Origin of the sequence: Streptomyces sp. NPDC093600, from assembly GCF_044764755.1 — a bacterium.
Taxonomy (GTDB): domain Bacteria; phylum Actinomycetota; class Actinomycetes; order Streptomycetales; family Streptomycetaceae; genus Streptomyces.
In genome coordinates this window covers 81926-105599 of the sequence record NZ_JBIWIU010000014.1, presented here as the reverse complement: position 1 = coordinate 105599, position 23674 = coordinate 81926, and the positions used below count along the sequence as shown (strand labels likewise).

The window sequence follows — 23674 nt, the reverse complement described above, 5'->3', positions numbered from 1 at the left end:
CCCGCCTCCGCACCGAAGACCGGCTAGCGGCCCGCGTACTTCTTGCTGACCTCTTCGTACACACCCTTGGCCTCGGCGCCCAGGCGCGGACCGGCCAGCCAACCGGCCGTCACCGGACCGATGGACGTGTTCGAGACCAGCGCCGGCTTCCCGTCCTTGCCCTGGGCCACCCAGCCACCGCCGGACGAACCACCGGTCATGGTGCAGCCGATCCGGTACATCGTCGGCTGCTTGGCCACCACCGACAGACGGCCCGGCTTGTCCTGGCACTGGAACATCTTCTGACCGTCGAACGGCGCACCCGCCGGGTAGCCGGTCGCCTTCATGCTCGCGATCTTCGACGTGGCGGGCGCGTTGAACTCCACGGGGAGCGCCGCACCGACCGTCTCCTCCAGCGACTTGCCCGTGCTGCCCTTCTCCGGCGTCACATGGATCACCGCGAAGTCGTACGGAGCGCCCTGACCGCCGGTCGCCGCGCCCTGCGAGATCCACTGCTCGGACGTCTGCGCCCAGTCGCCCCACCACACGCCGTACGGCGCGACTTCCTCGCGGGTCGCGTTCTCCAGCTGGACGGTCGGCTTGCCGCCGTCGTTGTACGAGGGGACGAAGGCGATGTTGCGGTACCAGCCGCCCTTCTTGCCGGCATGCACGCAGTGGCCCGCCGTCCAGACCATGTTGGACTTCCCCGGGTTCGCCGGGTCCTTCACGACCGTGGCCGAGCAGACCATCGAGCCCTCGGGACCGTCGAAGAAGACCTTGCCCGCCTCCGGCGCGCTGGAGTGGTACGGCGGCGTCACGGCCTTCGCGCTGACCGGATCGGGGGTCGGGTCGGTGACACCCTCGTCGCCCGAGATGTCCTCCTCCTCGACCGGCCTGTCCGGGCGCTCGGCATCCCGCATCCGGTCCGGGTCCCAGAGGTCCTCGATGATCGGGTTGACGAAGTCCTTGGCCTCACGCAGCCACTTGTCGCGGTCCCAGTTCTTCCACTCGCCGTTCCGCCACTTGTCCAGATCGATCCCGCGCTCCTTGAGCCGGTCCTTCAGATCGTCCGGAATCGTGATCTTGCCGCCGGCGGACGGGCTGGCGGGAGCGCTGGGCTTGTCCCCCGCGTTCTCCTCGGTCGGGCCGCAGGCCGTCGCCGTCAGCGTCAAGGCCGCGACGGCGGCTGCCGAGGCCAGCAGCGGACGAATCGATCGCATCTCGTGATCCCCCTGGGAACTACGTCAACTGGTGCATGAGTGAACAGCGGTGAAGTGCGGCGGCGCCGTGACCGGTGCCTAAGCGCGGCCCCCATGATGCCGGTGCCGGAGGGGACGGCGTGCGGCAGGTCCGCGGTTCCGCCCCTCGTGCAGCCGTTGCCCGGCTGTGATCCGGGCCGTCCGACGAACTTGGGATCGGCCCGTGATCCCCGCGATCCCTCGTCGTTGGTACGGACGGGGGACACGGAGGCAGCGTCCAGGGCCGGCGTTCGCACGGTCGCGCGACGTACCGATGTGCAACGCAACCGTTACAGCGGGAGGACACCGAACCGTGGCCCTGACCGAATCAGCTCCGGCCGTACCACCGGCCGCGCACGCGCCCGAGGGCGAGCGGACCACGACCGGGACAGGCGCCCATGAGGGCATCCTGCGCCGCCAGTCGCTGCGCGAATCGGCGGCGCGCACCTACGCCCGGTCGCTGCCGATCGTGCCCGTACGCGCCCGGGGACTGACCATCGAGGGGGCGGACGGGCGCCGTTACCTCGACTGCCTCTCCGGCGCCGGGAGCCTGGCCCTCGGGCACAATCACCCGGTGGTCCTGGAGGCCGTCCGGAAGGTCCTCGACTCCGGCGCCCCGCTCCATGTCCTCGACCTCGCCACCCCGGTCAAGGACGCCTTCACCACGGAGCTGTTCGCCACGCTGCCGGCCGGACTCGCCGACGACGCCCGCATCCAGTTCTGCGGGCCGGCCGGCACGGACGCGGTCGAGGCCGCCCTCAAACTCGTCCGCACGGCCACCGGACGCGGCGGACTGCTCAGCTTCACCGGCGCCTACCACGGCATGACCGCCGGAGCGCTCGACGCCTCGGGCGGCGCCACGGACGTACGGGTCACCAGGCTGCCCTACCCGCAGGACTACCGCTGCCCCTTCGGCGTCGGCGGGGACCAGGGCGCCGAGCTGGCCGCCCGCTGGACGGAGAACCTGCTCGACGACCCCAAGAGCGGCGTCCCGACCCCCGCCGGGATGATCCTCGAACCGGTGCAGGGCGAAGGCGGGGTCATCCCCGCTCCCGACACCTGGATGCGCCGGATGCGCGAGATCACCGCCTCGCGCTCCATCCCGCTCATCGCCGACGAGGTCCAGACCGGCGTCGGCCGCACCGGCGCGTTCTGGGCCGTCGAGCACAGCGGGATCGTCCCCGACGTCATGGTCCTCTCCAAGGCCATCGGCGGCTCCCTCCCGCTCGCCGTCATCGTCTACCGGAGCGAACTCGACGCCTGGAAGCCCGGCGCCCACGCGGGCACCTTCCGCGGCAACCAACTCGCCATGGCCGCCGGGGCCGCCACCCTCGCGTACGTACGGGAGAACAGGCTCGCCGAACGCGCGGCCGCTCTCGGGGCGAGGATGCTCGGGCGCCTGCGGAACCTCGCCGCCGAGCACCCCTGCGTCGGCGACGTACGCGGGCGAGGGCTCATGATCGGCGTCGAGCTGGTCGACCCGTACGCCGAGGAAACGGGCTCCTCCGCCCCGCCCGCCGACCCGGCCCTCGCGGTGGCCGTGCAGCAGGAGTGCCTCGGCCGCGGCCTCATCGTCGAACTGGGCGGCCGCCACTCCGGAGTCGTCCGGCTCCTGCCCCCGCTCACCCTCACCGACGAGCAGGCCGCAGCCGTCCTCGACCGCTTCGCCGACGCCCTGGCCGCCGCCGAACGCGCCCACCGCCCCGGCCGGCCCCCGCGCCCCCGGTCCGCGCACCGCCGGAACGCCACCGGACCGTCCCACTGACCCGGACCGAACCCGGGAACCCCTCACAAGGAAGCCCCCCCCGTGAACGCCACCCCCTCCTCCGAAGCGTCCGACACCGGCAGCGCCGCCCCCGGCCCGCTCACCGTCGAGCCGGCCACCGTCCCCCGCCAGCCCTCCGGCCCGTACGACGCCAAGGCCGCGCCCCTGCCCGCCTCCGCCGCGACCGGCCACGACCACCTCGACGACCCGGATCCGCAGCGCGCCGCCGACATCGCGACCACCGAGAACCTGCTGCGCTGCTGGGTACGGGAGAAGAACCTCCCCGCCCCCGGCTCCGGCACCCTCCGCATCCCCCTGGAAGCCAGCGGCACCGCCCTCCTCGTACCCGTCCTGTACTGGTCACCCACCGGTTGGCACCGCTTCGGCGCCCCCGCCCTCGAAGGCCTCCCCACCTCGGCACCGGCGGCCGACGCCGTCACCGTCGCCGCCCTCCTCAGCCGCGAGACCGGCCGTCCGGAAGGCACCGAACTCGTCGGCCGCGTCGCCGACTCCGCCCGCCGCACCGCCGAATTCGTCACCGACCGGCGCCGCCGCCCGAACCCCCGCCCCGACGCCGACCTCTTCCTCACCGCCGAGCAGTCCCTGCTCCTCGGCCACCCCCTCCATCCCACCCCGAAGAGCCGCGAAGGACTCTCCGAGGCAGAGGTCCGTCTCTACTCACCGGAGTTGCACGGCTCCTTCCCCCTGCACTGGATGGCCGTCGACCGCACCGTCCTCGCCTCCGACTCCGCCTGGACCGAGCAGGGGCGCCCGGTCACCGCCGAACAGCTCGCCACCGCACTGGCCGAGGGCCTCACCCTGCCCGCCGGCACCGTGCCGCTGCCCCTCCACCCCTGGCAGGCCCGCGAACTGCTCCACCGCCCCACCGTCGCCCCCCTTCTCGACGCGGGTCTCCTCCACGACCTCGGCCCCCACGGCGCCGCCTGGCACCCCACCTCCTCCGTCCGCACCGTGCACCGCCCCGGTGCCCGGGCCATGCTCAAGCTCTCCCTCGGCGTCCGCATCACCAACTCCCGCCGCGAGAACCTCCGCAAGGAGCTCCACCGCGGCGTGGAGGTCCACCGCCTCCTGCGCACCGGCCTCGTCGACCAGTGGCAGGCCGCGCACCCCGGATTCGACATCGTCCGCGACCCCGCCTGGCTCGCGGTCGACACCCCCGACGGCGACCCCGTGCCCGGACTCGACGTCATGGTCCGCCACAACCCCTTCGCCGCAGCAGACGACGCCGTCTGCATCGCCGCCCTGACCGCCCCACGGCCCTGGCCCGGCACCACCCGGATGCGCTCCCGCCTCACCGAGATCGTCACCCGTCTCGCCGCCCGCACCGGCCGCCCCACCACGGCCGTCGCCGCCGAGTGGTTCCTGCGCTACCTCGACCACGTCGTCCGCCCCGTGCTCTGGCTCGACGGCGCCGCCGGAGTCGCCCTGGAGGCCCACCAGCAGAACACCCTGGTACTCCTCGACCCGGAAGGCTGGCCCGTCGGCGGCCGCTACCGCGACAACCAGGGCTACTACTTCCGCGAGTCGCACCGCGAGGAACTCGACAAGCGCCTGCCCGGCATCGGCACGGTCAGCGACACCTTCGTCTCCGACCAGGTCACCGACGAGCGCTTCGCCTACTACCTCGGCATCAACAACGTCCTCGGCCTCATCGGGGCCTTCGGCTCCCAACGCCTCGCCGACGAACGCGTCCTGCTCGCCGGCTTCCGCCAGTTCCTCACCTCCGCCATCAGCCTCGGCTCACCGCTGCCCCACCGGCTTCTGGAGGCCGCGACCCTGCGCTGCAAGGCGAACCTCCTCACCCGCCTGCACGGCCTGGACGAACTCGTCGGACCCGTCGACACCCAGTCCGTCTACGTCACCGTCACCAACCCCCTCCGTCCCTGAGAGACCACGATCCGACCGCACTTCCGAGAGGAGAGCGCCACCGTGCCTCCCACCGACGCGAGCACCGACACCGACGCCGGCACGGACACCGACGCGAGCGCCGACACCGACGCCGGCACGGCCGGCGAGGACACGGTGGACCTGCGCCTCCCCGACGAACTCGTCGCCCTGTTCTCGGTCGACGAGCCCACGGAGACGACCGACGGCGATCTGCTCGACTCCGTCGCCGGCTGGGGCCCGGCCACCACCCCCGTCGGCACGTTCCAGCTCGTCCCCGTACGGATCGGACGGGACCTCACGCTCATCAGCCGCTGGATGAACGACCCGGCCGTCGCCGCGTTCTGGGAGCTGTCCGGACCGGAGACCGTGACCGCCGGCCACCTCCGCGCCCAACTCGAAGGCGACGGCCGCAGCGTGCCCTGCCTGGGAGTCCTCGACGCCACCCCCATGAGCTACTTCGAGCTCTACCGCGCCGACCTCGACCCCCTCGCCCGGCACTACCCGGCACGCCCCCACGACACCGGCGTCCATCTCCTCATCGGCAGCGTCGCCGACCGCGGCCGTGGCGTCGGCACGGCCCTCCTGCGAGCCGTCGCCGATCTCGTCCTCGACCACCGCCCCCGATGCACCCGCGTCATCGCCGAACCCGACCTGCGCAACACCCCGTCCGTCTCCGCCTTCCTGAGCGCCGGCTTCCGGTTCTCCGCGGAAGTCGACCTCCCCGAGAAGCGAGCCGCCCTCATGGTCCGCGACCGCGTCCTCCGTCACCTCCTGTGAACGCCCCTTCGCCGTACATACCCCGCTCCGCCCACAGCGGTTCCCACCCAGAGGAGTCCCCGTGCCGTCGTCCCCAGCCACCCATGACTCCGCACTGCTCTCACCCGCCGAGCTCACCCCCGCCGCCTGGACCCGGGCGTGCTCGCACCTTCTCGCCAAGACCCTCGGCGAGTTCGCCTATGAGGAGATCATCGAACCGGTCCCCACCGACGGTCCGGGCGGCGCCGACCGGTACGCCCTGCGCCTCGACGACGGTGCGGCGCTCACCTTCTCCGCCCGCCGCGGCGCGTACGGCAGCTGGCGCGTCGCACCGGACTCGATCACCCTCGACGGCAGACCGCTGACCGACCCCCTCGACTTCCTGGTCCGGGCCCGCCGGCTCCTCGGCATCGACGGCGCCACCCTCGGCCATCTCATCCGGGAACTCACCACCACCCTCGCCGCCGACGCCCGTCTCCACCACACGGCGCTCACCGCCGACCGGCTCGCCGACCTCGGATACGCCGAACTCGAAGGCCACCAGACCGGCCACCCCTGGCTCGTCCTCAACAAGGGCCGCATCGGCTTCTCCGCCTCCGACACCGCCCGCTGGGCCCCCGAGGCCCGCCGCGCCGTCCACCTCCCCTGGATCGCCGTCAGCACCGACCTCGCCGCCTACCGGGGAGTGCCGGGGCTGGAAACCGCCGACCGGCTCTACGCACGCGAGCTCGACACCGAGGTCCGCGAAGCCTTCGACGCGCAGCTGCGCGGCCGCGGCCTCGATCCGGCGACGTACCTCCTGCTGCCCGTGCACCCCTGGCAGTGGGACGAGATCCTGCTCCCGCTCTACGCACCCGCCGTCGCCGCCGGGGCCATCGTCCCGCTCCACCGGACCGACGGCGATCTGCGGCTGCCGCAGCAGTCCATCCGCACCTTCCTCAACACCAGCCGGTCCGACCGGCACACCGTCAAACTCCCGCTCTCCGTCCTCAACACCCTCGTCTGGCGGGGACTGCCCACGGAGCGCACCCTCGCCGCCCCGGCCGTCACCTCCTGGGTCCACGGCCTGCGCGACGCCGACCCCTTCCTGCGCGACGAGTGCGGCGTGATCCTCCTCGGTGAGGTCGCCTCGGTCACCGTCCAGCACCCCCTCTACGACCGGCTGCCCGAGGTCCCGTACCAGTACAAGGAACTCCTCGGCGCGATCTGGCGGGAACCGCTGCGGCTGCCGCCCGGTGAGCGCGCCCGTACCCTCGCCGCACTCCTGCACACCGATCCGGACGGCCGCGCCTTCGTCGCCGAGCTCGTCGAACGGTCCGGCCTCGCCCCCGCCGTCTGGCTCCAGCACCTCTTCCGGGCGCTGCTGCCCCCGCTGCTGCGCTTCCTCTACCGGTACGGCACCGTGTTCTCCCCGCACGGCGAGAACGCCATCGTCGTCTACGACGACCGGGACGTCCCCGTGCGGCTGGCGATCAAGGACTTCGTCGACGACGTCAACATCAGCGCCCGGCCGCTCCCCGAGCACGACACCATGCCGGACGACGTCCGCGCCGTGCTGCTCACGGAAGAGCCGGCCTTCCTCACGCAGTTCATCCATTCAGGGCTCTTCGTGGGAGTCTTCCGCTACCTGGCGCCGCTCTGCGAGGAACAACTCGGGTTACCGGAGAAGGATTTCTGGGCCCTGGTCCGCGCCGAGATCGTCCGTCACCAGACGCGCTTCCCGGAGCTGAAGGAACGGTTCGAGCTCTTCGATCTCCTCACCCCCCGGATCGAGCGTCTCTGTCTCAACCGCAACCGTCTGCACCTGGACGGCTACCGCGACCGCCCCGCGCGGCCGCACGCGGCTGTCCACGGAACCGTCCCGAATCCCCTCGCGTGATCCGGCTGTCAGTCCCGCGCCGTAGGGTGGAAGCGCTATGACGAAGCCATCCCTCCCCGATCTCCTCCACGCCGCGGTCTCCTCCGTGGGCGGTGTGGAACGGCCTGGCCAGGTCGCCATGGCCGAGGCCGTTGCCGAGGCCATCGACGACAGCGCCCACCTCCTCGTCCAGGCCGGCACCGGCACCGGAAAGTCCCTCGGCTATCTGGTCCCGGCACTGGCGCACGGGGAGCGCGTGGTGGTGGCCACCGCCACGCTGGCGCTCCAGCGCCAGCTGGTCGAGCGCGACCTTCCCCGTACGGTCGACGCCCTGCATCCACAGCTCCGCCGGCGCCCGGAGTTCGCCATGCTCAAGGGGCGGTCGAACTACCTCTGTCTGCACCGCCTGCACGAGGGGGTTCCGCAGGACGAGGAGGACGGGCTCTTCGACCCCTTCGAGGCCGCCGCGCCGACGAGCAAGCTCGGCCAGGATCTGCTGCGGCTGCGGGACTGGTCCGACGAGACGGAGACGGGGGACCGGGACGATCTGACGCCCGGTGTCTCCGATCGCGCGTGGTCCCAGGTGTCGGTCTCCTCCCGCGAGTGCCTGGGAGCGAGCAAGTGCGCGTACGGCGCCGAGTGCTTCGCCGAGGCGGCCCGTGAGCGGGCCAAGCTCGCCGATGTGGTCGTCACCAACCACGCCCTGCTGGCCATCGACGCGATCGAGGGCGCCCCCGTCCTGCCCCAGCACGAGGTGCTGATCGTGGACGAGGCCCATGAGCTGGTCTCCCGTGTCACCGGCGTCGCCACCGGCGAGCTCACCCCCGGCCAGGTCAACCGCGCCGTACGCCGGAGCGCGAAGCTGGTCGACGAGAAGATCGCCGATCAGCTGCAGACCGCCGCCGAAGGCTTCGAGCGGGTCATGGAGCTGGCCCTGCCGGGCCGCCTGGAGGAGATCCCGGAGGACCTCTCCTATGCGCTGATGGCGCTGCGCGACGCGGCTCGCGCGGTGATCACGGCCCTGGGGTCCACCCGGGACAAGTCGGTCCAGGACGAGGACGCGGTGCGCAGGCAGGCCATGGCCTCGGTCGAGTCGGTCCACGGCGTGGCCGAGCGGATCACCCAGGGGTCCGAGTACGACGTCGTCTGGTACGAACGCCACGATCGTTTCGGCGCCTCGGTGCGGGTCGCCCCGCTCTCCGTCTCCGGGCTGCTGCGGGAGAAGCTCTTCGCGGACCGGTCCGTGGTGCTCACCTCGGCCACCCTCAAGCTCGGGGGTGACTTCAACGGGGTGGGAGCCTCGCTGGGGCTGGCACCGGAGGGCACCGAGGGCGACGACATCCCGGTGTGGAAGGGCATCGACGTCGGCTCGCCCTTCGACTACCCCAGGCAGGGGATCCTCTATGTCGCCAAGCACCTCTCCCGGCCCGCGCGTGACGGCGACCGCGGCGACATGCTGGACGAGCTGACCGAGCTGATGCAGGCGGCGGGCGGCCGCACCCTCGGTCTGTTCTCCTCGATGCGGGCGGCTCAGCTCGCGGCGGAGGAGCTGCGCACCCGCATCCCCGAGTTCCCGATCCTGCTCCAGGGCGAGGACACCCTCGGAGAGCTGATCAAGAACTTCTCGGCCGATCCGAAGACCTGTCTCTTCGGCACGCTCTCGTTGTGGCAGGGGGTGGATGTGCCGGGTGCCAGCTGTCAGCTCGTGGTGATGGACAAGATCCCCTTCCCGCGTCCGGACGACCCGCTGATGAGCGCGCGGCAGAAGGCGGTCGAGGAAGCGGGCGGCAACGGCTTCATGGCCGTCGCGGCCACGCACGCGGCCCTTCTGATGGCCCAGGGCGCCGGCCGGCTGGTCCGGGCCACGGGCGACCGCGGCGTCGTCGCAGTCCTGGATCCGCGGCTGGCCACGGCGCGCTACGGCAGCTATCTGAAGGCGTCGATGCCCGACTTCTGGTACACCACGGACCGTAACCAGGTGCGCAAGTCGCTCGCGGCGATCGACGCGGCGTCCACGGCGGCGGGAGCCTGAGAGCCCCGCAAGGGGGGCAGGGCAGGAGACAGGAAGCCCCGCCCCCTCGGCGGGCAGGAGACACAGCAGCAGGCCCCGGGACCGGCGCAGTGGGTCCCGGGGCCCGGTCGGAGCCGGCGAGGTGGCGTCACACCCGCCGGAGTACCGCGACGACCTTGCCGAGGATGGTGGCCTCGTCGCCGGGGATCGGCTGGTATGCCGCGTTGTGCGGCAGCAGCCAGACATGGCCGTCCTCGCGCTTGAAGCGCTTGACCGTGGCTTCGCCGTCGAGCATCGCGGCGACGATGTCGCCGTTCTCGGCGACGGGCTGGCGGCGCACCGTGACCCAGTCGCCGTCACAGATCGCGGCCTCGATCATCGAGTCACCGACGACCTTCAGGACGAACAGCTCGCCGTCGCCGACCAGCTGCCGGGGCAGCGGGAAGACGTCCTCGACCGACTCCTCGGCGAGGATCGGACCGCCGGCGGCGATCCGTCCGACCAGGGGGACGTACGAGGCGGCCGGCTTGCCGGTGGTGTCGGTCGGCTGCGTGCTGGGCTGGTCGGAGCCGCGCACCTCGTACGCCCGAGGGCGGTGCGGGTCGCGACGGAGGAAGCCCTTGCGCTCCAGGGCCATCAGCTGGTGCGCCACCGAGGACGTGCTGGAGAGACCCACGGCCTGGCCGATCTCGCGCATCGACGGCGGGTACCCGCGCCGCTGGACCGAGTCCCGGATGACCTCGATGACCCTCCGCTGCCGGTCCGTGAGGCCGGAGCTGTCGGCCCTGATCCCTGGGGGGCGTCCGGGCAACGAGCGCGCGGGCCGGCCGGGCTCCCCGTCCCCGTTCATGACTGTGTCATTCATGGCATGCACCGGCTCGAATCGGCCCTGGGAGCGGTCCTGGGCTGTGATGGTGGCACTGTCTGCGGTGGTGGTCACGTCGTCGGCCCCTCTCGAATGGTCTCCCTGGCTGGCACAACGGTAGTGGCTTTCGAAAGGTTGCGCCAAACACACGTTCGAGTGAAAATTCGCAGATTGCCTTACGTGTTCGTGCAGGTGGGTGTATAGGCAGGCCCGGACCGCAGTGGAATGCGGTCATCACGGTAACCTTCCCCGCCGTACCGCAGGGCGGCGGGTCGCCTCTCCAGTGTGGCACCCGGGGACCCCGAAGCGGCGGCGCCGCGCTCTTCCCGTACTCTCGTCGTCGACCGCGGGCGCCCGCGTCGCGCGACACGCGCAACGCGCCGAAAATGCGCTTCGCCACCAGATCTAGTGGTTGCATGGCATCAGTCACCTAGAAGTTGTGGTCCCCGGTCGGTCGGGACCGTACGCATCGCCTATGCTGGTGGTCGCTTCGAAGGGGCCTTGACGGGCCCGGCGGAGCTATTCAGTCGTGCTGTGAGGGAGGGTCGGAACCATGCATTGCCCCTTCTGCAGGCACCCCGACAGCCGTGTCGTCGACAGTCGCACCACCGACGACGGCACGTCGATCCGCCGCCGCCGTCAGTGCCCCGACTGCTCCCGTCGTTTCACGACGGTGGAGACCGCCTCGCTGATGGTGATCAAGCGGTCGGGCGTGACGGAACCCTTCAGTCGTACCAAGGTCATCTCCGGCGTCCGCAAGGCATGCCAGGGACGGCCCGTGACCGAGGACGCCCTCGCCAAGCTCGGCCAGCGGGTCGAGGAGGCGGTGCGCGCCACCGGGAGCGCCGAGCTGACCACCCACGACGTGGGTCTGGCCATCCTCGGCCCGTTGCAGGAGCTCGACCTCGTCGCGTACCTGCGCTTCGCATCCGTTTACAAGGCTTTCGACAGCCTCGACGACTTCGAGGCCGCCATCGCGGAACTCCGCGGGCAGCGGCCTCCCGCAGTGGAGCGCGGGACCGGAGCGACCCCCGGGGTCCCCGTTCCCGCCACCGCCGCCGACTGACCGGCGGGCCGGACCGAGGGTCCGGCGAGACCGGTCGCCGAGCGGCCGAAAAGACGTGCCACGCGCGCCTGCGCGGTGCTCGTGGCAGCAGACAAGAAGACGGTGCCCCGGGACTATCTGGGCACTTCAGGGTGTTTTGCCCGTATATGGGAGGCGGCATGACAGAGACGGCGAGCGGTCCGGCAGCACGAGGTTCCCGCGCCAAGGGAGCCAAGGCGAGCAAGGGCCTGCGTATCGAGCGCATCCACACCACCCCCGGAGTGCATCCGTACGACGAGGTGGTCTGGGAGCGTCGTGACGTCGTCATGACCAACTGGCGCGACGGCTCGGTCAACTTCGAGCAGCGTGGCGTCGAGTTCCCCGACTTCTGGTCGGTGAACGCGGTCAACATCGTCACCAGCAAGTACTTCCGCGGGGCCGTCGGCACCCCGCAGCGCGAGACCGGTCTCAAGCAGCTCATCGACCGGATCGTGAAGACCTACCGGAAGGCCGGCGAGGAGTACGGCTACTTCGCCTCGCCCGCCGACGCCGAGATCTTCGAGCACGAGCTGGCCTACGCCCTCCTGCACCAGATCTTCAGCTTCAACTCGCCGGTCTGGTTCAACGTCGGCACGCCGCAGCCCCAGCAGGTCTCCGCCTGCTTCATCCTGTCCGTCGACGACTCCATGGAGTCGATCCTCGACTGGTACAAGGAAGAGGGCATGATCTTCAAGGGCGGCTCCGGCGCCGGCCTGAACCTCTCCCGTATCCGCTCCTCCAAGGAGCTGCTCTCCTCCGGCGGCAACGCCTCCGGACCGGTCTCCTTCATGCGCGGCGCCGACGCCTCCGCGGGAACGATCAAGTCGGGTGGCGCCACCCGCCGCGCGGCCAAGATGGTCATCCTCGACGTCGACCACCCCGACATCGAGGACTTCATCGAGACCAAGGTCAAGGAGGAGGAGAAGATCCGCGCCCTGCGTGACGCGGGCTTCGACATGGACCTGGGCGGCGACGACATCACGTCCGTCCAGTACCAGAACGCCAACAACTCCGTCCGCGTGAACGACACGTTCATGAAGGCGGTCGAGCAGGGTGGCAAGTTCGGCCTCACGTCCCGTATGACCGGCGAGGTCATCGAGGAGGTCGAGGCCAAGTCGCTGTTCCGCAAGATGGCCGAGGCCGCGTGGGCCTGCGCCGACCCGGGCATCCAGTACGACGACACGATCAACCGCTGGCACACCTGCCCGGAGTCCGGCCGTATCAACGGCTCGAACCCCTGCAGCGAGTACATGCACCTGGACAACACGTCCTGCAACCTCGCCTCGCTGAACCTGATGAAGTTCCTCAAGGACGACGGCAAGGGCAACCAGTCGTTCGAGTCCGAGCGCTTCGCCAAGGTCGTCGAGCTGGTCATCACCGCGATGGACATCTCCATCTGCTTCGCCGACTTCCCGACGCAGAAGATCGGTGAGAACACCCGCGCCTTCCGCCAGCTGGGCATCGGCTACGCCAACCTCGGCGCCCTGCTGATGGCCACCGGCCACGCGTACGACTCCGACGGCGGCCGCGCGCTGGCCGGCGCCATCACCTCGCTGATGACCGGTACGTCGTACAAGCGCTCCGCCGAGCTCGCCGCGGTCGTCGGCCCGTACGACGGCTACGCCCGCAACGCCGAGCCGCACCAGCGCGTCATGAAGCAGCACGCGGACGCCAACACCACGGCCGTCCGCATGGACGACCTCGACTCGCCGATCTGGGCCGCCGCCACGGAGGCCTGGCAGGACGTGATCCGTCTCGGCGCCAAGAACGGCTTCCGCAACGCCCAGGCCTCGGTCATCGCCCCGACCGGCACCATCGGTCTCGCGATGTCCTGCGACACCACCGGCCTTGAGCCCGACCTCGCCCTGGTCAAGTTCAAAAAGCTGGTCGGCGGCGGCTCGATGCAGATCGTCAACGGCACCGTCCCGCAGGCCCTGCGCCGCCTGGGCTACCAGGAGGAGCAGATCGAGGCGATCGTCGCCCACATCGCCGAGCACGGCAACGTGATCGACGCGCCCGGTCTGAAGACCGAGCACTACGAGGTCTTCGACTGCGCCATGGGCGAGCGTTCCATCTCCGCGATGGGCCACGTCCGCATGATGGCCGCCATCCAGCCGTGGATCTCCGGCGCCCTCTCCAAGACGGTGAACCTGCCGGAGACGGCCACCGTCGAGGACGTCGAGGAGGTCTACTTCGAGGCGTGGAAGATGGGCGTCAAGGCGCTCGCGATCTACCGCGACAACTGCAAGGTCGGCCAGCCGCTCTCCGCCAAGAAGAAGGAGGCGGAGAAGGTCGAGGTCACCGAGAAGGCCGAGGAGACGATCCGCGCGGCGGTCGAGAAGGTCGTCGAGTACCGTCCGGTCCGCAAGCGTCTGCCCAAGGGCCGCCCCGGGATCACCACCTCCTTCACGGTCGGTGGCGCCGAGGGGTACATGACCGCCAACTCCTACCCGGACGACGGTCTGGGCGAGGTCTTCCTGAAGATGTCCAAGCAGGGTTCGACGCTCGCGGGCATGATGGACGCCTTCTCCATCGCCGTCTCCGTCGGTCTGCAGTACGGCGTGCCCCTGGAGACGTACGTCTCCAAGTTCACCAACATGCGCTTCGAGCCGGCCGGTATGACGGACGACCCGGACGTGCGGATGGCGCAGTCGATCGTCGACTACATCTTCCGCCGCCTGGCGCTGGACTTCCTGCCCTTCGAGACGCGCTCCGCGCTCGGCATCCACTCGGCCGAGGAGCGTCAGCGCCACCTGGAGACGGGTTCCTACGAGCCCGCCGACGACGAGGTGGACGTCGAGGGCCTGGCCCAGTCCGCCCCTCGCCAGACGGAGACCCAGACGGAGCCCCTGAAGGCCGTCGCCCAGGCCCCGAAGACCGAGGTCCCCGCACCGAAGCAGGCGCACACCTCGGCGGAGCTCGTCGAGATGCAGCTGGGCATCAGCGCCGACGCGCCGCTGTGCTTCTCCTGCGGTACGAAGATGCAGCGAGCGGGCTCCTGCTACATCTGCGAGGGCTGCGGCTCGACCAGCGGTTGCAGCTGATCGCGCTCGCCCCTCGGGGGTGAAGATCGTGTGAGGGCGGTGGTGCCGGTTTCCCGGCGCCACCGCCCTCGGCGTTCGTGTCCGCCGTCCTGCCCGCGAGACTGTTCGCGTCCTGCCCGAGGCGGCAGGGTTCAGGAGTGCTGGGCGCCCATCAGTGTCGTGAAGGTCTGCGGGTCGCAGTCGAAGCCGCGCCGTGTCGCCCGGTAGGACCAGCCGCTGTCTCCGTCGCGGCTGAACTCGACGATCGTCGCCGCCGTGGCGTCGGCCAGAGTCGTGAAGTCGTGGGCCAGGAGTTCCGTGTAGCCCTCACGCACGCGTACGCCGGCGTGGTCGATGTCGCCGAACGTCCGGCGTCCGCCACCCTGCTGTATGGCCACACCCACCACCACGCGCGCGTAGTGCGGGGCGAGGCGGTCCAGCTCCAGGGTCATCGCCTCGTCGTAGCCGAAGCCCTGCCCCGTACGGCTGTCGCGGTTGAGGGTGATGGTGCCGTCGGGGGAGCGGCTCCCGAAGTGCACCAGATAGGCGGGCGATCCGTACGGATCGTCCGCCGTGTAGACCCCCGCGATCAGATCCAGGTCGTGCGCCGGGGCGCCCATCGGGCTGGGGTCCCACTTGAGCGTCACCTCGATCTTGCCGACCCCCTTGTTGAGACCGCTCACCATGTCCCCTTTCCGCGTACGCGTCGCCGTGCCGTGTCTGGTCAACTGCCCGTGGTAACGGGCGGTTTGCCCATGGTGTCACGCGGGCCCCTCGCCGGTGGTGGACACGGACGCGGCCGCGGTGATCGGAGACCGCACTTCTCCGTACTCCGACGGGGGCCATGTCCGGGCCCGTACGATGGCGCGGTGCTGGTCAAGTGGATTCGCTGCACCGTGGTGGACCGTCGGGGGTTCGAGCGGGGGCAGCGGAAATGGGCGGGGCTGCTGGGTGAGCCGGGATTCCGGGGACAGGGCGGAGGATGGAGCCGAGGGCGGCCCGATGTCGCCCATGTCTTCTCGTTCTGGGAGAGCCGCGCCTTCTACGACTCGTTCATGGCGCGGTCGCACGACCGGCTCGCGGCCACGCAGGCGGGCACGTTCAAGGATGCCCAGGTCAAGCTCTTCGACCACCGCTTCGACGTCAAGACGGGTTTCGAGCCGCGGTTCACGGACGCCGACGTGGCCCGGGTCGCCCACTGCCGCGTTCACGAGGACCGGGTCGAGCACTTCGCGCTGATGCAGGAGAAGGTCTGGAATCCGGCCATGGCCGGCTCTCCCGGCATGCTCCGCGGGGTGTTCGGCGAGGCGCCGGGGTGTGAGTTCCTCGTGCTGTCGATGTGGCGGTCCGCCGCGGAGCACGGGAAGTACCGGGTGGAACGCGTCGAACGGCTCGGTCTGCGCGCCCAGACGGAGGCCGATGTGGCGGCGCTGGCGGGGGACGTGGTGCAGCTCGAGCCGTCCTGGACGGTGTGACCGGCGTGCTGGGGTGTGACCGGCGCGGCGCGGTCAGTCGGCGGTCTCGGGCTTTGCCTCGCCGTTGCGGCGGTTGCCGCTGTTGCCGCCCTTGCCGCTGTCCGCGGTGAAGGCGCCTGCCCTGACCGCCGCGGACGTCGCTCGGGCCGCCTGATCCGCGACCGCCGTGTCGACCGGCTCGCGGGTGACGAAGAGGCGCAGGAAGAGGGGCGCGGAGACCGCGCGCACGACCGCGCCCGCGTCCGTGCCGGCGGGCGCCTCGCCGCGAGCCACGGCGCGGGTGACGACGATCTCGCAGCGACCGAAACGCTCGGCGTAGAAGGCCCGCAGGGCGCCGGCGGCCCGCTCGGACTGGAAGGCGGCGCCGACGAAGGCGGTCGGAGCCGCGGCCGCCACCGGGTCGGCGAAGGAGTCGGCCACCTCGCGGGCCAGCGCCCGGAGATCGCCGTCGAGGCTACCGGTGTCCGGCGGGGCCCAGCCGTCCTCGCCCGCGAGATCGAGGGCGTCCGCCACCAGCCCTTCGAGGCCGCCCCAACGGCGGTACAGCGTCGTCTTGTGCACACCGGAGTGCTCCGCCACGTACTCGACGGTGAGCGCCGGATAGCCGTGCTCCGCCAACCCCGTCAGCACGGCGTCGCGGACCGCGGCGCGCGTCCTCGCGGTGCGGCCCCCCGGGCGGCGGCTGCCGGGCGGGGGCGCCGGGTTCCCTTCGATCGAATCATTCAATTGCTACTCCCGTTGCGTTAGTGGGATCGAGTGTGCCACACTCGCCGTAACGCGACTGGAGTTGCATTTATCGAGTCGGTTGTTCCCTGTCCTGCTGTCCGAATCGCTGTTTCCGCTGTTGGAGGCGCCCTTGCCCACACAGATCTCTCTGCGCGACGTGACCGTGTCCCGAGGTGAGCGGCTGCTGTTCGACCAGGTCTCGCTCACCGTGCGCCCCGGAGAGCGGATCGGGGTCGTCGGGGAGAACGGCGCGGGCAAGTCCACGCTGCTGCGCATCCTCGCCGGGCTCGACGCACCCGACGAGGGTGAGGCCGTCACCATGACCCACGGCGGTACGGGTGTGGTCGCGCAGACTCCCCGACTGCCTGCCCACCACACCGTCGCCGACGCGATCGACGACGCTCTGACCGATCTTCGCGCCATGGAGGCGCGGCTCCGAAGGTTCGAAGCCGAGCTCGCCACGGCGGAAAGGAGTCTTCTCGACGAGTACGGCGACCTGCTCACCGCGTTCCAACTGCGGGGCGGGTACGAGGCGGACGCTCGTATCGACAAGGCGATGCACGGCCTCGGGCTCGCCGGGGTCGGACGGGAGCGGCGGCTCGGCAGCCTCTCGAGCGGCGAACAGGCCCGGCTCGGTATCGCCTGCGCGGTCGCCGCCGCGCCCGAGGTCCTCTTCCTGGACGAACCGACCAACCACCTCGACGCCCGGGCCCTCGACTGGCTGGAAGGAGCCCTCCTCGCCCACCACGGCACCGTCGTGGCCGTCTCCCACGACCGGGTCTTCCTGGAGCGTGTGGCCACCGCGGTCCTGGAGGTCGACGCCGACCGGCACACCGTCGTCCGGTACGGAGACGGGTACGCCGGATTCCGGGCCGAACGCGCGGCCGCACGGCGGCGCTGGGAGCAGGCGTACGAGGAGTGGCGCGAGGAGACGGAGCGGCTCGAGGTCTTCGCCGCGACCACCGCCCACGGGGTCGCCGTCGGCCGCGCCATGAAGGACAACAACAAGATGGCCTACGACCGCGCGGGCGGACGGGTCCAGGCATCCGTCGCGGGACGCGTGCGCAACGCGCAGGAGCGGCTGCGCCGGCTCCGGGCCGACCCCGTCGCCAGGCCTCCGAGGCCGCTCACCTTCGCCGCCCGGCCGGTCGCCGGAGGCGCCCGGGGAGACCTGGTCACCCTGACCGGTGTCCGCGTCGCGGACCGGCTGGCCGTCGACGACCTCACGGTCCGGGCGGGCGAGAAGCTGCTGATCCATGGTGACAACGGCGCGGGCAAGTCCACCCTGCTGCGCGTCGCCGCGGGTCTAGTCGAGCCGGACGCGGGGGAGGTCCGCCGCGCGGGGCGCATCGGGTTCCTGGCCCAGGAGATACCGGTCGACCGCCCCGCGGTGCCGCTGCTCGACGCCTTCGGACGGGGACTCGCCCTCGCCCAGGACGAACGGGAGGAGCTGCTCCTCTCGTTCGGGCTGTTCCGCCCGGCCGACCTCAGGGTCGCGGTCGGGAGCCTCTCGGCCGGCCAGCGTCGGCGCCTGGCCCTCGCCCGTCTTCTGGTCGGTCCCGCCGACCTCCTGCTGCTCGACGAGCCGGCCAACCACCTGGCACTCGGCCTCGTCGAGGAGCTGGAGGAGGCGTGGGAGCGGTGGCCCGGCGCGTTGGTCGTCGTCTCCCACGACCGGCAGCTGCGCCGCCGCTTCACCGGCCGGATACGCCGGATGGACTCCGGGCGTCTACGCGACTGAGCCTGTCCCGACCGGGCGATCTAGGGTCGTTGCATGGCACGACCGCGGCGCATCGTTCTCGTACGGCACGGAGAGTCCGAGGGCAATGCCGATGACACCGTGTACGAACGGGAGCCCGACCACGCGCTCAGGCTCACCGAGACCGGTCGGCGGCAGGCGGAGGCGACGGGGGCCCGGCTCCGGGAGCTCTTCGGAGAGGAACGGGTCAGCGTGTACGTCTCGCCGTACCGCCGTACGCACGAGACGTTCCAGGCGTTCCGGCTCGATCCCGGACGGGTCCGGGTGCGGGAGGAGCCGCGCCTGCGGGAACAGGACTGGGGGAACTGGCAGGACCGGGAGGACGTCCGGCTGCAGAAGGCGTACCGCGACGCGTACGGGCACTTCTTCTACCGCTTCGCGCAGGGCGAGTCGGGGGCCGATGTGTACGACAGGGTCGGCGCGTTCCTCGAAAGCCTCCACCGCAGCTTCGAGGCGCCGGACCATCCGCCGAACGTGCTGCTGGTCACGCACGGGCTGACCATGCGCCTGTTCTGCATGCGCTGGTTCCACTGGACGGTCGCCGACTTCGAGTCGCTGTCCAATCCGGGCAACGCCGAGACGAGGACGCTGCTGCTGGGGGAGGACGGCAGATACACCCTGGACCGCCCGTTCCAGCGCTGGCGTACGCCGGAGCCGTACGGCCACACCGGGATAGAGTGGCAGAGCGATGACCGCTGACTTCTCTCTCGACCGGCGCTTCGACCGCGCCCTGGCCAGCCTCCGTGGGCTGACCGTGGGAGACGCCCTGGGCTCCCAGTTCTTCGTCCCCGCCAACTATCCGCTGCTGAGACGACGCGAGGTGCCGGCCGGTCCCTGGCAGTGGACCGACGACACCGAGATGGCCTGCTCGGTCCTCACCGTGCTCGCCCGGCACGGCCGGATCGATCAGGACGCCCTCGCTCAGTCGTTCGCCGAGCACCACGGCGTCGACCGAGGCTACGGCGCCACGGTCGACCGGATGCTGCGGCTCGTCCGGGAGGGCGGCGACTGGCGGGAGCTGGCCTCGGCCCTCTTCAAGGGCCAGGGATCGTGGGGCAACGGAGCCGCCATGCGGATCGCCCCGCTCGGCGCCTGGTACGCCGACGACCCGGAACAGGCCACCCACCAGGCCGAGATCTCCGCGTACACCACGCACCAGCACCGGGAAGCCGTCGTCGGAGCCATGGCTGTGGCGGCCGCCGCGGCCCTCGCCGCCGATCCGGCCGGTCCGCCGACACCCACCGACCTGCTCGACGGAGTCATCGCCCTCGTACCGCGCAGCGCCGTCGGCGCCGGTCTGCGGCGGGCCCGGGACATGCTCGACTACGGCGACGCGGGCACGGTGGCGGCGGTGCTCGGCTGCGGGCGTCGCACCAGCGCCCACGACACGGTTCCGTTCGCGCTCTGGTCGGCCGCCCGAGCCCTGGGCGACTACGAGCAGGTGTTCTGGACGACGGCGCAGGCGGGCGGCGACGTCGACACCACCTGCGCGATCGCCGGTGGAGTGGCCGCCTCGACGGCGGCGGGCGCGCCGCCGGCCGCCTGGCTGGAGCAGACCGAGGAGCTGCCGGACTGGCTACCGGCCACGGTCCGCCCATGACGCGGAGCCCGACGCGACTCGCCGACGCGACTCGCCGACGCGACGCTCCGGCACGGCTCCCTCGTAAGCGCCGATCGTCCCGCTTGTCCGAAGTGGAGTGTCACGGTCCTGCCACAGCGCCGTCCGCTCCGGTTGGATCTCCCGGAGCGCGGTTAGAGTCGACCACTCCGAAAGCGCTGATCATGACAGAGCGCGCAGACGAGACACCCGGACCGCAGCCTTCCGCCAACCATGGCCTGCGCGGGCCGGGTCGGGAGGGGGTCCCGTGTCCGACACACCTGAACAACCATCGAAGAACAGAGAACCGGCCGAGCCGAAGTCGCCCGTCGGCGCATCGGCCGGAGGGCCGAGCGCACCCGCACCGTGGGCGCATCGGCCGCCGCCCGGGGCGCGCGCGTCGCAGCAGCGAGCCGTGGCCGGTGCGCCGGGCGGACCGAGGCCGCCGCATCAGCCGTGGGGGCCTCCGATGCCTCCGCGCGAGAGCCGGCTCACCCGGCTCCGTCCGGACCCACCGGCGAGGGTGACCGCCCCCACGCTCTGGGCGATCCTGGCCACCGCACTGCTCAGCGCCCTGCTGCTCGGTGACGGAATCGGCCTGAATCTGATCATCGTGGCCGTTCCGGCGATCCTCGCCGCCTCCTTCGCCGCCCGCCACGCCGGCCGCCGACTGCGGCCCTGGACCCTCGTGTGGGCCGTCGGAGGGCTGGCCCTCCTCGCCGTACCCGCGCTCCTCGACGCGGGATGGCCGACGTTCCTGGCCATCGTGTCCGCGCTGGTGCTCACCGCCTTCGCGCTGCACGGGGGGAGGGGCTGGCCCAGCATGCTGCTCGGGCCCGTCGGACTGATCGACTCCCTGGGCTCCGGCACCACCTGGGTGCTGCGGGGGCTGCGCGATCGCGCGGACGGTTCCCGTGGCCGCCTCGGACCGATCGTGCGCACGGTCGGCGTGGCCGTCCTGCTGCTCGTCGTCTTCGGCGCGCTGTTCGCCGGCGCCGACGCGGCCTTCGCCGATCTCCTCGGCTCACTGACGCCCGACGTCTCGCTCGCCCAGGCGCCCTGGCGGCTCTCGTTCCTGCTGCTCGGTCTGTTCGGAGCGATCTCCCTCGCCCGCACCGCCGCCGCGCCCCTGCGCTGGGACCGCGTGGTCGTCCGCCCCGGACGGGCGCGCGCCCGAATGGAGTGGGCGCTTCCGCTCGTCGTCCTGAACCTTCTCTTCGCCGCTTTCAACGCCGTCCAACTCGCCGTCCTCTTCGGCGGATACGACAAGGTGCTCAGCGAGACCGGGCTGACCTACTCCGAGTACGCCCGCCAGGGCTTCTGGCAGCTGCTCATGGCCACCCTGCTGACCCTCCTGGTGATCGGCCTCGCCCTGCGATGGGCGCCGCGCTCCGACACCCGCGACCGGACGCTCGTCCGCGCCGTGCTCGGCACCCTGTGCGTGCTGACGCTCGTCGTGGTCGCCTCCGCGCTGCGCAGGATGGACCTGTACATCGACGCCTACGGCCTCACCCGCCTGCGCCTGTCCGTCACCGCGATGGAGATCTGGCTGGGCGTGGTCATCCTGCTGATCATGGCCGCCGGAGTGTTCGGCGCCCGCCTGCTGCCTCGGGCGCTGGCCGTCAGCGCCGCCGCCGCGGTCCTCACCTTCGGCCTGGTGTCGCCCGACGCCCTGATCGCCGAGCGCAACGTCGAACGGTACGCCGAGCTGGGCAAGATCGATCTGCGCTATCTCGAAGGCCTCTCGGCCGACGCGGTGCCCGTGCTCGACCGGCTTCCCGAACCGCAGCGCTCCTGCGCGCTGCTGGACATCGACGCCCGGCTCCGTGCGGACGACGGCAGTTGGTACGCCACCAGTTGGTCGGAGAGGAGGGCCCGCGCGATCCTCGCGGACCGTCCCCTCACACGCTCGCCCGAGGCCTGCGGGCAGCCGAGCCGGGAAGAGGACTACGACCCGGACGGTGACGGCGATACGTACGGTGACGACATTCCGCACGGCGCCCCTTGATTCAGGTCCGGCGCCGTCGATCCCGTACGACTCTCCCTAGGCCGCCGGGCCCGCCGCCTCCGCCTTGCCGCTGAGTGCCTCCAGATCGCTCTTGCGTACCCTGATCACCGCCACGGCCGTGATCAGGGCGAGCAGCACCATGCCGACGGCGGCCGTGAAGGCCGTCGAGATGCCGGACGTGAGCACCTCGTGGCCCCAGGGGGCCGGGAGCTCCTTCGAGGCCGCGAACTCCGCCTTCTGGGCCCGGGTCGCGGTGGCGAGGAAGGAGGGGACCTGCTTCTCCGCCTCGTCGCGGCTCGCCGTACCGAACACCGTCACCAGAATGGACAGACCCAGCGAACCGCCCACCTGCTGCGTGGCGTTCAGCAGCCCGGAGGCCGCGCCGGCCTCGTGCTGCGCCACACCGGAGACGGCGGTCAGCGTGAGCGTCACGAAGTTCAGACCCATGCCGAACCCGAACAGCACCATCGGGCCCAGAACCCCGCCGACGTACGAGCTGTCCGGCGTGATGAAGGTCTGCCAGAGCAGGCCGACACCGGTGATCGCCGAGCCCGCCACCATGAACGGCTTCGGACCGAGGACCGGCAGCAGCCGCTGCGAGAGCCCCGCACCCGTGACGATCGCGACCGTCACCGGCAGGAAGGCGAGGCCGGACCGGATCGGGCTGTAGCCCAGGACGTTCTGTACGAACAGAACGATGAAGAAGAACATGCCGAACATGGCGGCGGCCAGGCTGAGCATGATGACGTACGTGCCCGAACGGTTGCGGTCGGCGAACATCCTGAGCGGCGTGATGGGCTCCCGGGCCCGCGACTCGACGACAGCGAACGCCACCAGCAGGATCACCGCCGCCACGAACGAACCGATGGTGACAGGGTCCCGCCACCCTTCCTCGGACGCGCGGATGAACCCGTACACCAGCGAGGCCATGCCGAGTGTCGACGAGAGAGCGCCCGCGACGTCGAATCGGCCGGGGTGACGCTCGGACTCGTTGATGTACCGAGGGGTCAGGAAGGCGATCAGCAGACCGATCGGCACGTTGACGAACAGCACCCAGCGCCAGTCGAGCCACTCGGTGAGCATGCCGCCGGCCAGCAGCCCGATCGCGCCGCCGCCGGCCGAGACGGCGGCGAAAACGCCGAACGCCCGGTTCCGCTCGGGGCCTTCGGGGAAGGTCGTCGTGATCAGCGCGAGCGAGGTGGGCGAGGCTATCGCCCCGCCGACGCCCTGCAGAGCGCGGGCGGCGAGCAGATGCCAGGGCTCCTGAGCGAACCCGCCGAGCAGTGAGGCGAAGGTGAAGAGCAGGATTCCGGCCAGAAAGACCCGTCGGCGACCCAGGATGTCGCCCGCCCTGCCGCCGAGCAGCAGCAGTCCGCCGAAGGTGAGCGTGTAGGCGCTGAGGACCCACGACAGATCGGTGGTGGAGAAGGAGAGCGCGTCCTGGATGTGCGGCAGCGCGATGTTCACGATGGTGGCGTCCAGCACGACCATCAACTGACAGGCGGCGATGACGGCGAGGGCGATTCCCGGTCGCCCTTGGCGCCGGGCCGCACCCGGCTTGGTCGGTGTGTCCACTGGAGATGTTGTCACTATGGATCCCCCACGGAAGATTAGTGAACGAT

At 71.2% G+C, this 23674-nt stretch carries 17 protein-coding genes; 12 read left to right on the top strand and 5 right to left on the bottom strand.

The window, feature by feature from the left end:
* Window positions 1-23: 23 nt before the first annotated feature.
* Window positions 24-1199 carry a trypsin-like serine peptidase gene (locus ACIRB4_RS27860; RefSeq protein ID WP_403294951.1) on the bottom strand — a complete coding sequence of 392 codons (1176 nt, stop codon included), beginning with the start codon at window positions 1197-1199 and terminating at the stop codon, window positions 24-26.
* Between the two features lie 331 nt (window positions 1200-1530).
* Here ACIRB4_RS27860 and ACIRB4_RS27855 point away from each other — a divergent pair, with 331 nt between their 5' ends.
* The 5 genes from ACIRB4_RS27855 to ACIRB4_RS27835 all read left to right on the top strand — a co-directional run bounded on the left by ACIRB4_RS27855 (window position 1531) and on the right by ACIRB4_RS27835 (window position 9536).
* Window positions 1531-2982, top strand: coding sequence for a diaminobutyrate--2-oxoglutarate transaminase family protein (locus ACIRB4_RS27855; protein WP_403294950.1), 1452 nt, complete (start codon window positions 1531-1533; stop codon window positions 2980-2982).
* A 42-nt stretch (window positions 2983-3024) separates the two neighbouring features.
* Window positions 3025-4890: an IucA/IucC family protein gene (locus ACIRB4_RS27850; RefSeq protein ID WP_403294949.1), complete on the top strand. Its 1866-nt coding sequence runs from the start codon at window positions 3025-3027 to the stop codon at window positions 4888-4890.
* A 42-nt stretch (window positions 4891-4932) separates the two neighbouring features.
* The gene (locus ACIRB4_RS27845; protein WP_403294948.1) at window positions 4933-5667 is read left to right on the top strand and encodes a GNAT family N-acetyltransferase; all 735 of its coding nucleotides are present in this window, start codon (window positions 4933-4935) and stop codon (window positions 5665-5667) included.
* Window positions 5668-5728: 61 nt separating this feature from the next.
* Window positions 5729-7525, top strand: a complete 1797-nt coding sequence (locus tag ACIRB4_RS27840) for an IucA/IucC family protein (protein WP_403294947.1) — start codon at window positions 5729-5731, stop codon at window positions 7523-7525.
* A gap of 37 nt (window positions 7526-7562) precedes the next feature.
* On the top strand, window positions 7563-9536 hold the full coding sequence (locus ACIRB4_RS27835) for an ATP-dependent DNA helicase (protein WP_403294946.1): 1974 nt from the start codon (window positions 7563-7565) through the stop codon (window positions 9534-9536).
* A gap of 127 nt (window positions 9537-9663) precedes the next feature.
* Here ACIRB4_RS27835 and lexA read toward each other — a convergent pair whose 3' ends face one another.
* A complete protein-coding gene (lexA, locus tag ACIRB4_RS27830) occupies window positions 9664-10455 on the bottom strand; it encodes a transcriptional repressor LexA (protein WP_356892707.1) in 792 nt (263 codons plus the stop codon).
* Between the two features lie 478 nt (window positions 10456-10933).
* On the opposite strand from lexA, the gene nrdR reads away from it, so the two are divergent.
* Entirely contained in the window at window positions 10934-11446 is a 513-nt protein-coding gene (gene nrdR, locus ACIRB4_RS27825) for a transcriptional regulator NrdR (RefSeq protein WP_403294945.1), read from the top strand.
* Between the two features lie 158 nt (window positions 11447-11604).
* On the top strand, window positions 11605-14508 hold the full coding sequence (locus tag ACIRB4_RS27820) for a vitamin B12-dependent ribonucleotide reductase (protein ID WP_403294944.1): 2904 nt from the start codon (window positions 11605-11607) through the stop codon (window positions 14506-14508).
* A 131-nt stretch (window positions 14509-14639) separates the two neighbouring features.
* Here ACIRB4_RS27820 and ACIRB4_RS27815 read toward each other — a convergent pair whose 3' ends face one another.
* On the bottom strand, window positions 14640-15170 hold the full coding sequence (locus ACIRB4_RS27815) for a TerD family protein (protein WP_403294998.1): 531 nt from the start codon (window positions 15168-15170) through the stop codon (window positions 14640-14642).
* 186 nt (window positions 15171-15356) lie between these two features.
* On the opposite strand from ACIRB4_RS27815, the gene ACIRB4_RS27810 reads away from it, so the two are divergent.
* The gene (locus ACIRB4_RS27810; protein WP_403294943.1) at window positions 15357-15962 is read left to right on the top strand and encodes a YdbC family protein; all 606 of its coding nucleotides are present in this window, start codon (window positions 15357-15359) and stop codon (window positions 15960-15962) included.
* Window positions 15963-15995: 33 nt separating this feature from the next.
* Here ACIRB4_RS27810 and ACIRB4_RS27805 read toward each other — a convergent pair whose 3' ends face one another.
* Complete coding sequence (locus ACIRB4_RS27805) at window positions 15996-16688, bottom strand: TetR/AcrR family transcriptional regulator C-terminal ligand-binding domain-containing protein (RefSeq protein WP_403294942.1); 693 nt, start codon at window positions 16686-16688, stop codon at window positions 15996-15998.
* Window positions 16689-16818: 130 nt separating this feature from the next.
* Between ACIRB4_RS27805 and ACIRB4_RS27800 the strand changes: the two genes are divergently transcribed.
* The 4 genes from ACIRB4_RS27800 to ACIRB4_RS27785 all read left to right on the top strand — a co-directional run bounded on the left by ACIRB4_RS27800 (window position 16819) and on the right by ACIRB4_RS27785 (window position 22052).
* A complete protein-coding gene (locus ACIRB4_RS27800; RefSeq protein ID WP_403294940.1) occupies window positions 16819-18429 on the top strand; it encodes an ABC-F family ATP-binding cassette domain-containing protein in 1611 nt (536 codons plus the stop codon).
* A gap of 33 nt (window positions 18430-18462) precedes the next feature.
* Window positions 18463-19146: a histidine phosphatase family protein gene (locus ACIRB4_RS27795; RefSeq protein ID WP_403294939.1), complete on the top strand. Its 684-nt coding sequence runs from the start codon at window positions 18463-18465 to the stop codon at window positions 19144-19146.
* The gene (locus ACIRB4_RS27790) at window positions 19136-20047 is read left to right on the top strand and encodes an ADP-ribosylglycohydrolase family protein (protein ID WP_403294938.1); all 912 of its coding nucleotides are present in this window, start codon (window positions 19136-19138) and stop codon (window positions 20045-20047) included. Before ACIRB4_RS27795 ends, ACIRB4_RS27790 begins: the two co-directional genes overlap by 11 nt.
* Before the next feature lie 265 nt (window positions 20048-20312).
* Complete coding sequence (locus ACIRB4_RS27785) at window positions 20313-22052, top strand: DUF4153 domain-containing protein (RefSeq protein WP_403294937.1); 1740 nt, start codon at window positions 20313-20315, stop codon at window positions 22050-22052.
* Between the two features lie 36 nt (window positions 22053-22088).
* Here the strand turns inward: ACIRB4_RS27785 and ACIRB4_RS27780 are convergent, their stop codons facing one another.
* A complete protein-coding gene (locus ACIRB4_RS27780) occupies window positions 22089-23642 on the bottom strand; it encodes an MFS transporter (protein ID WP_403294936.1) in 1554 nt (517 codons plus the stop codon).
* Window positions 23643-23674: the final 32 nt, after the last annotated feature.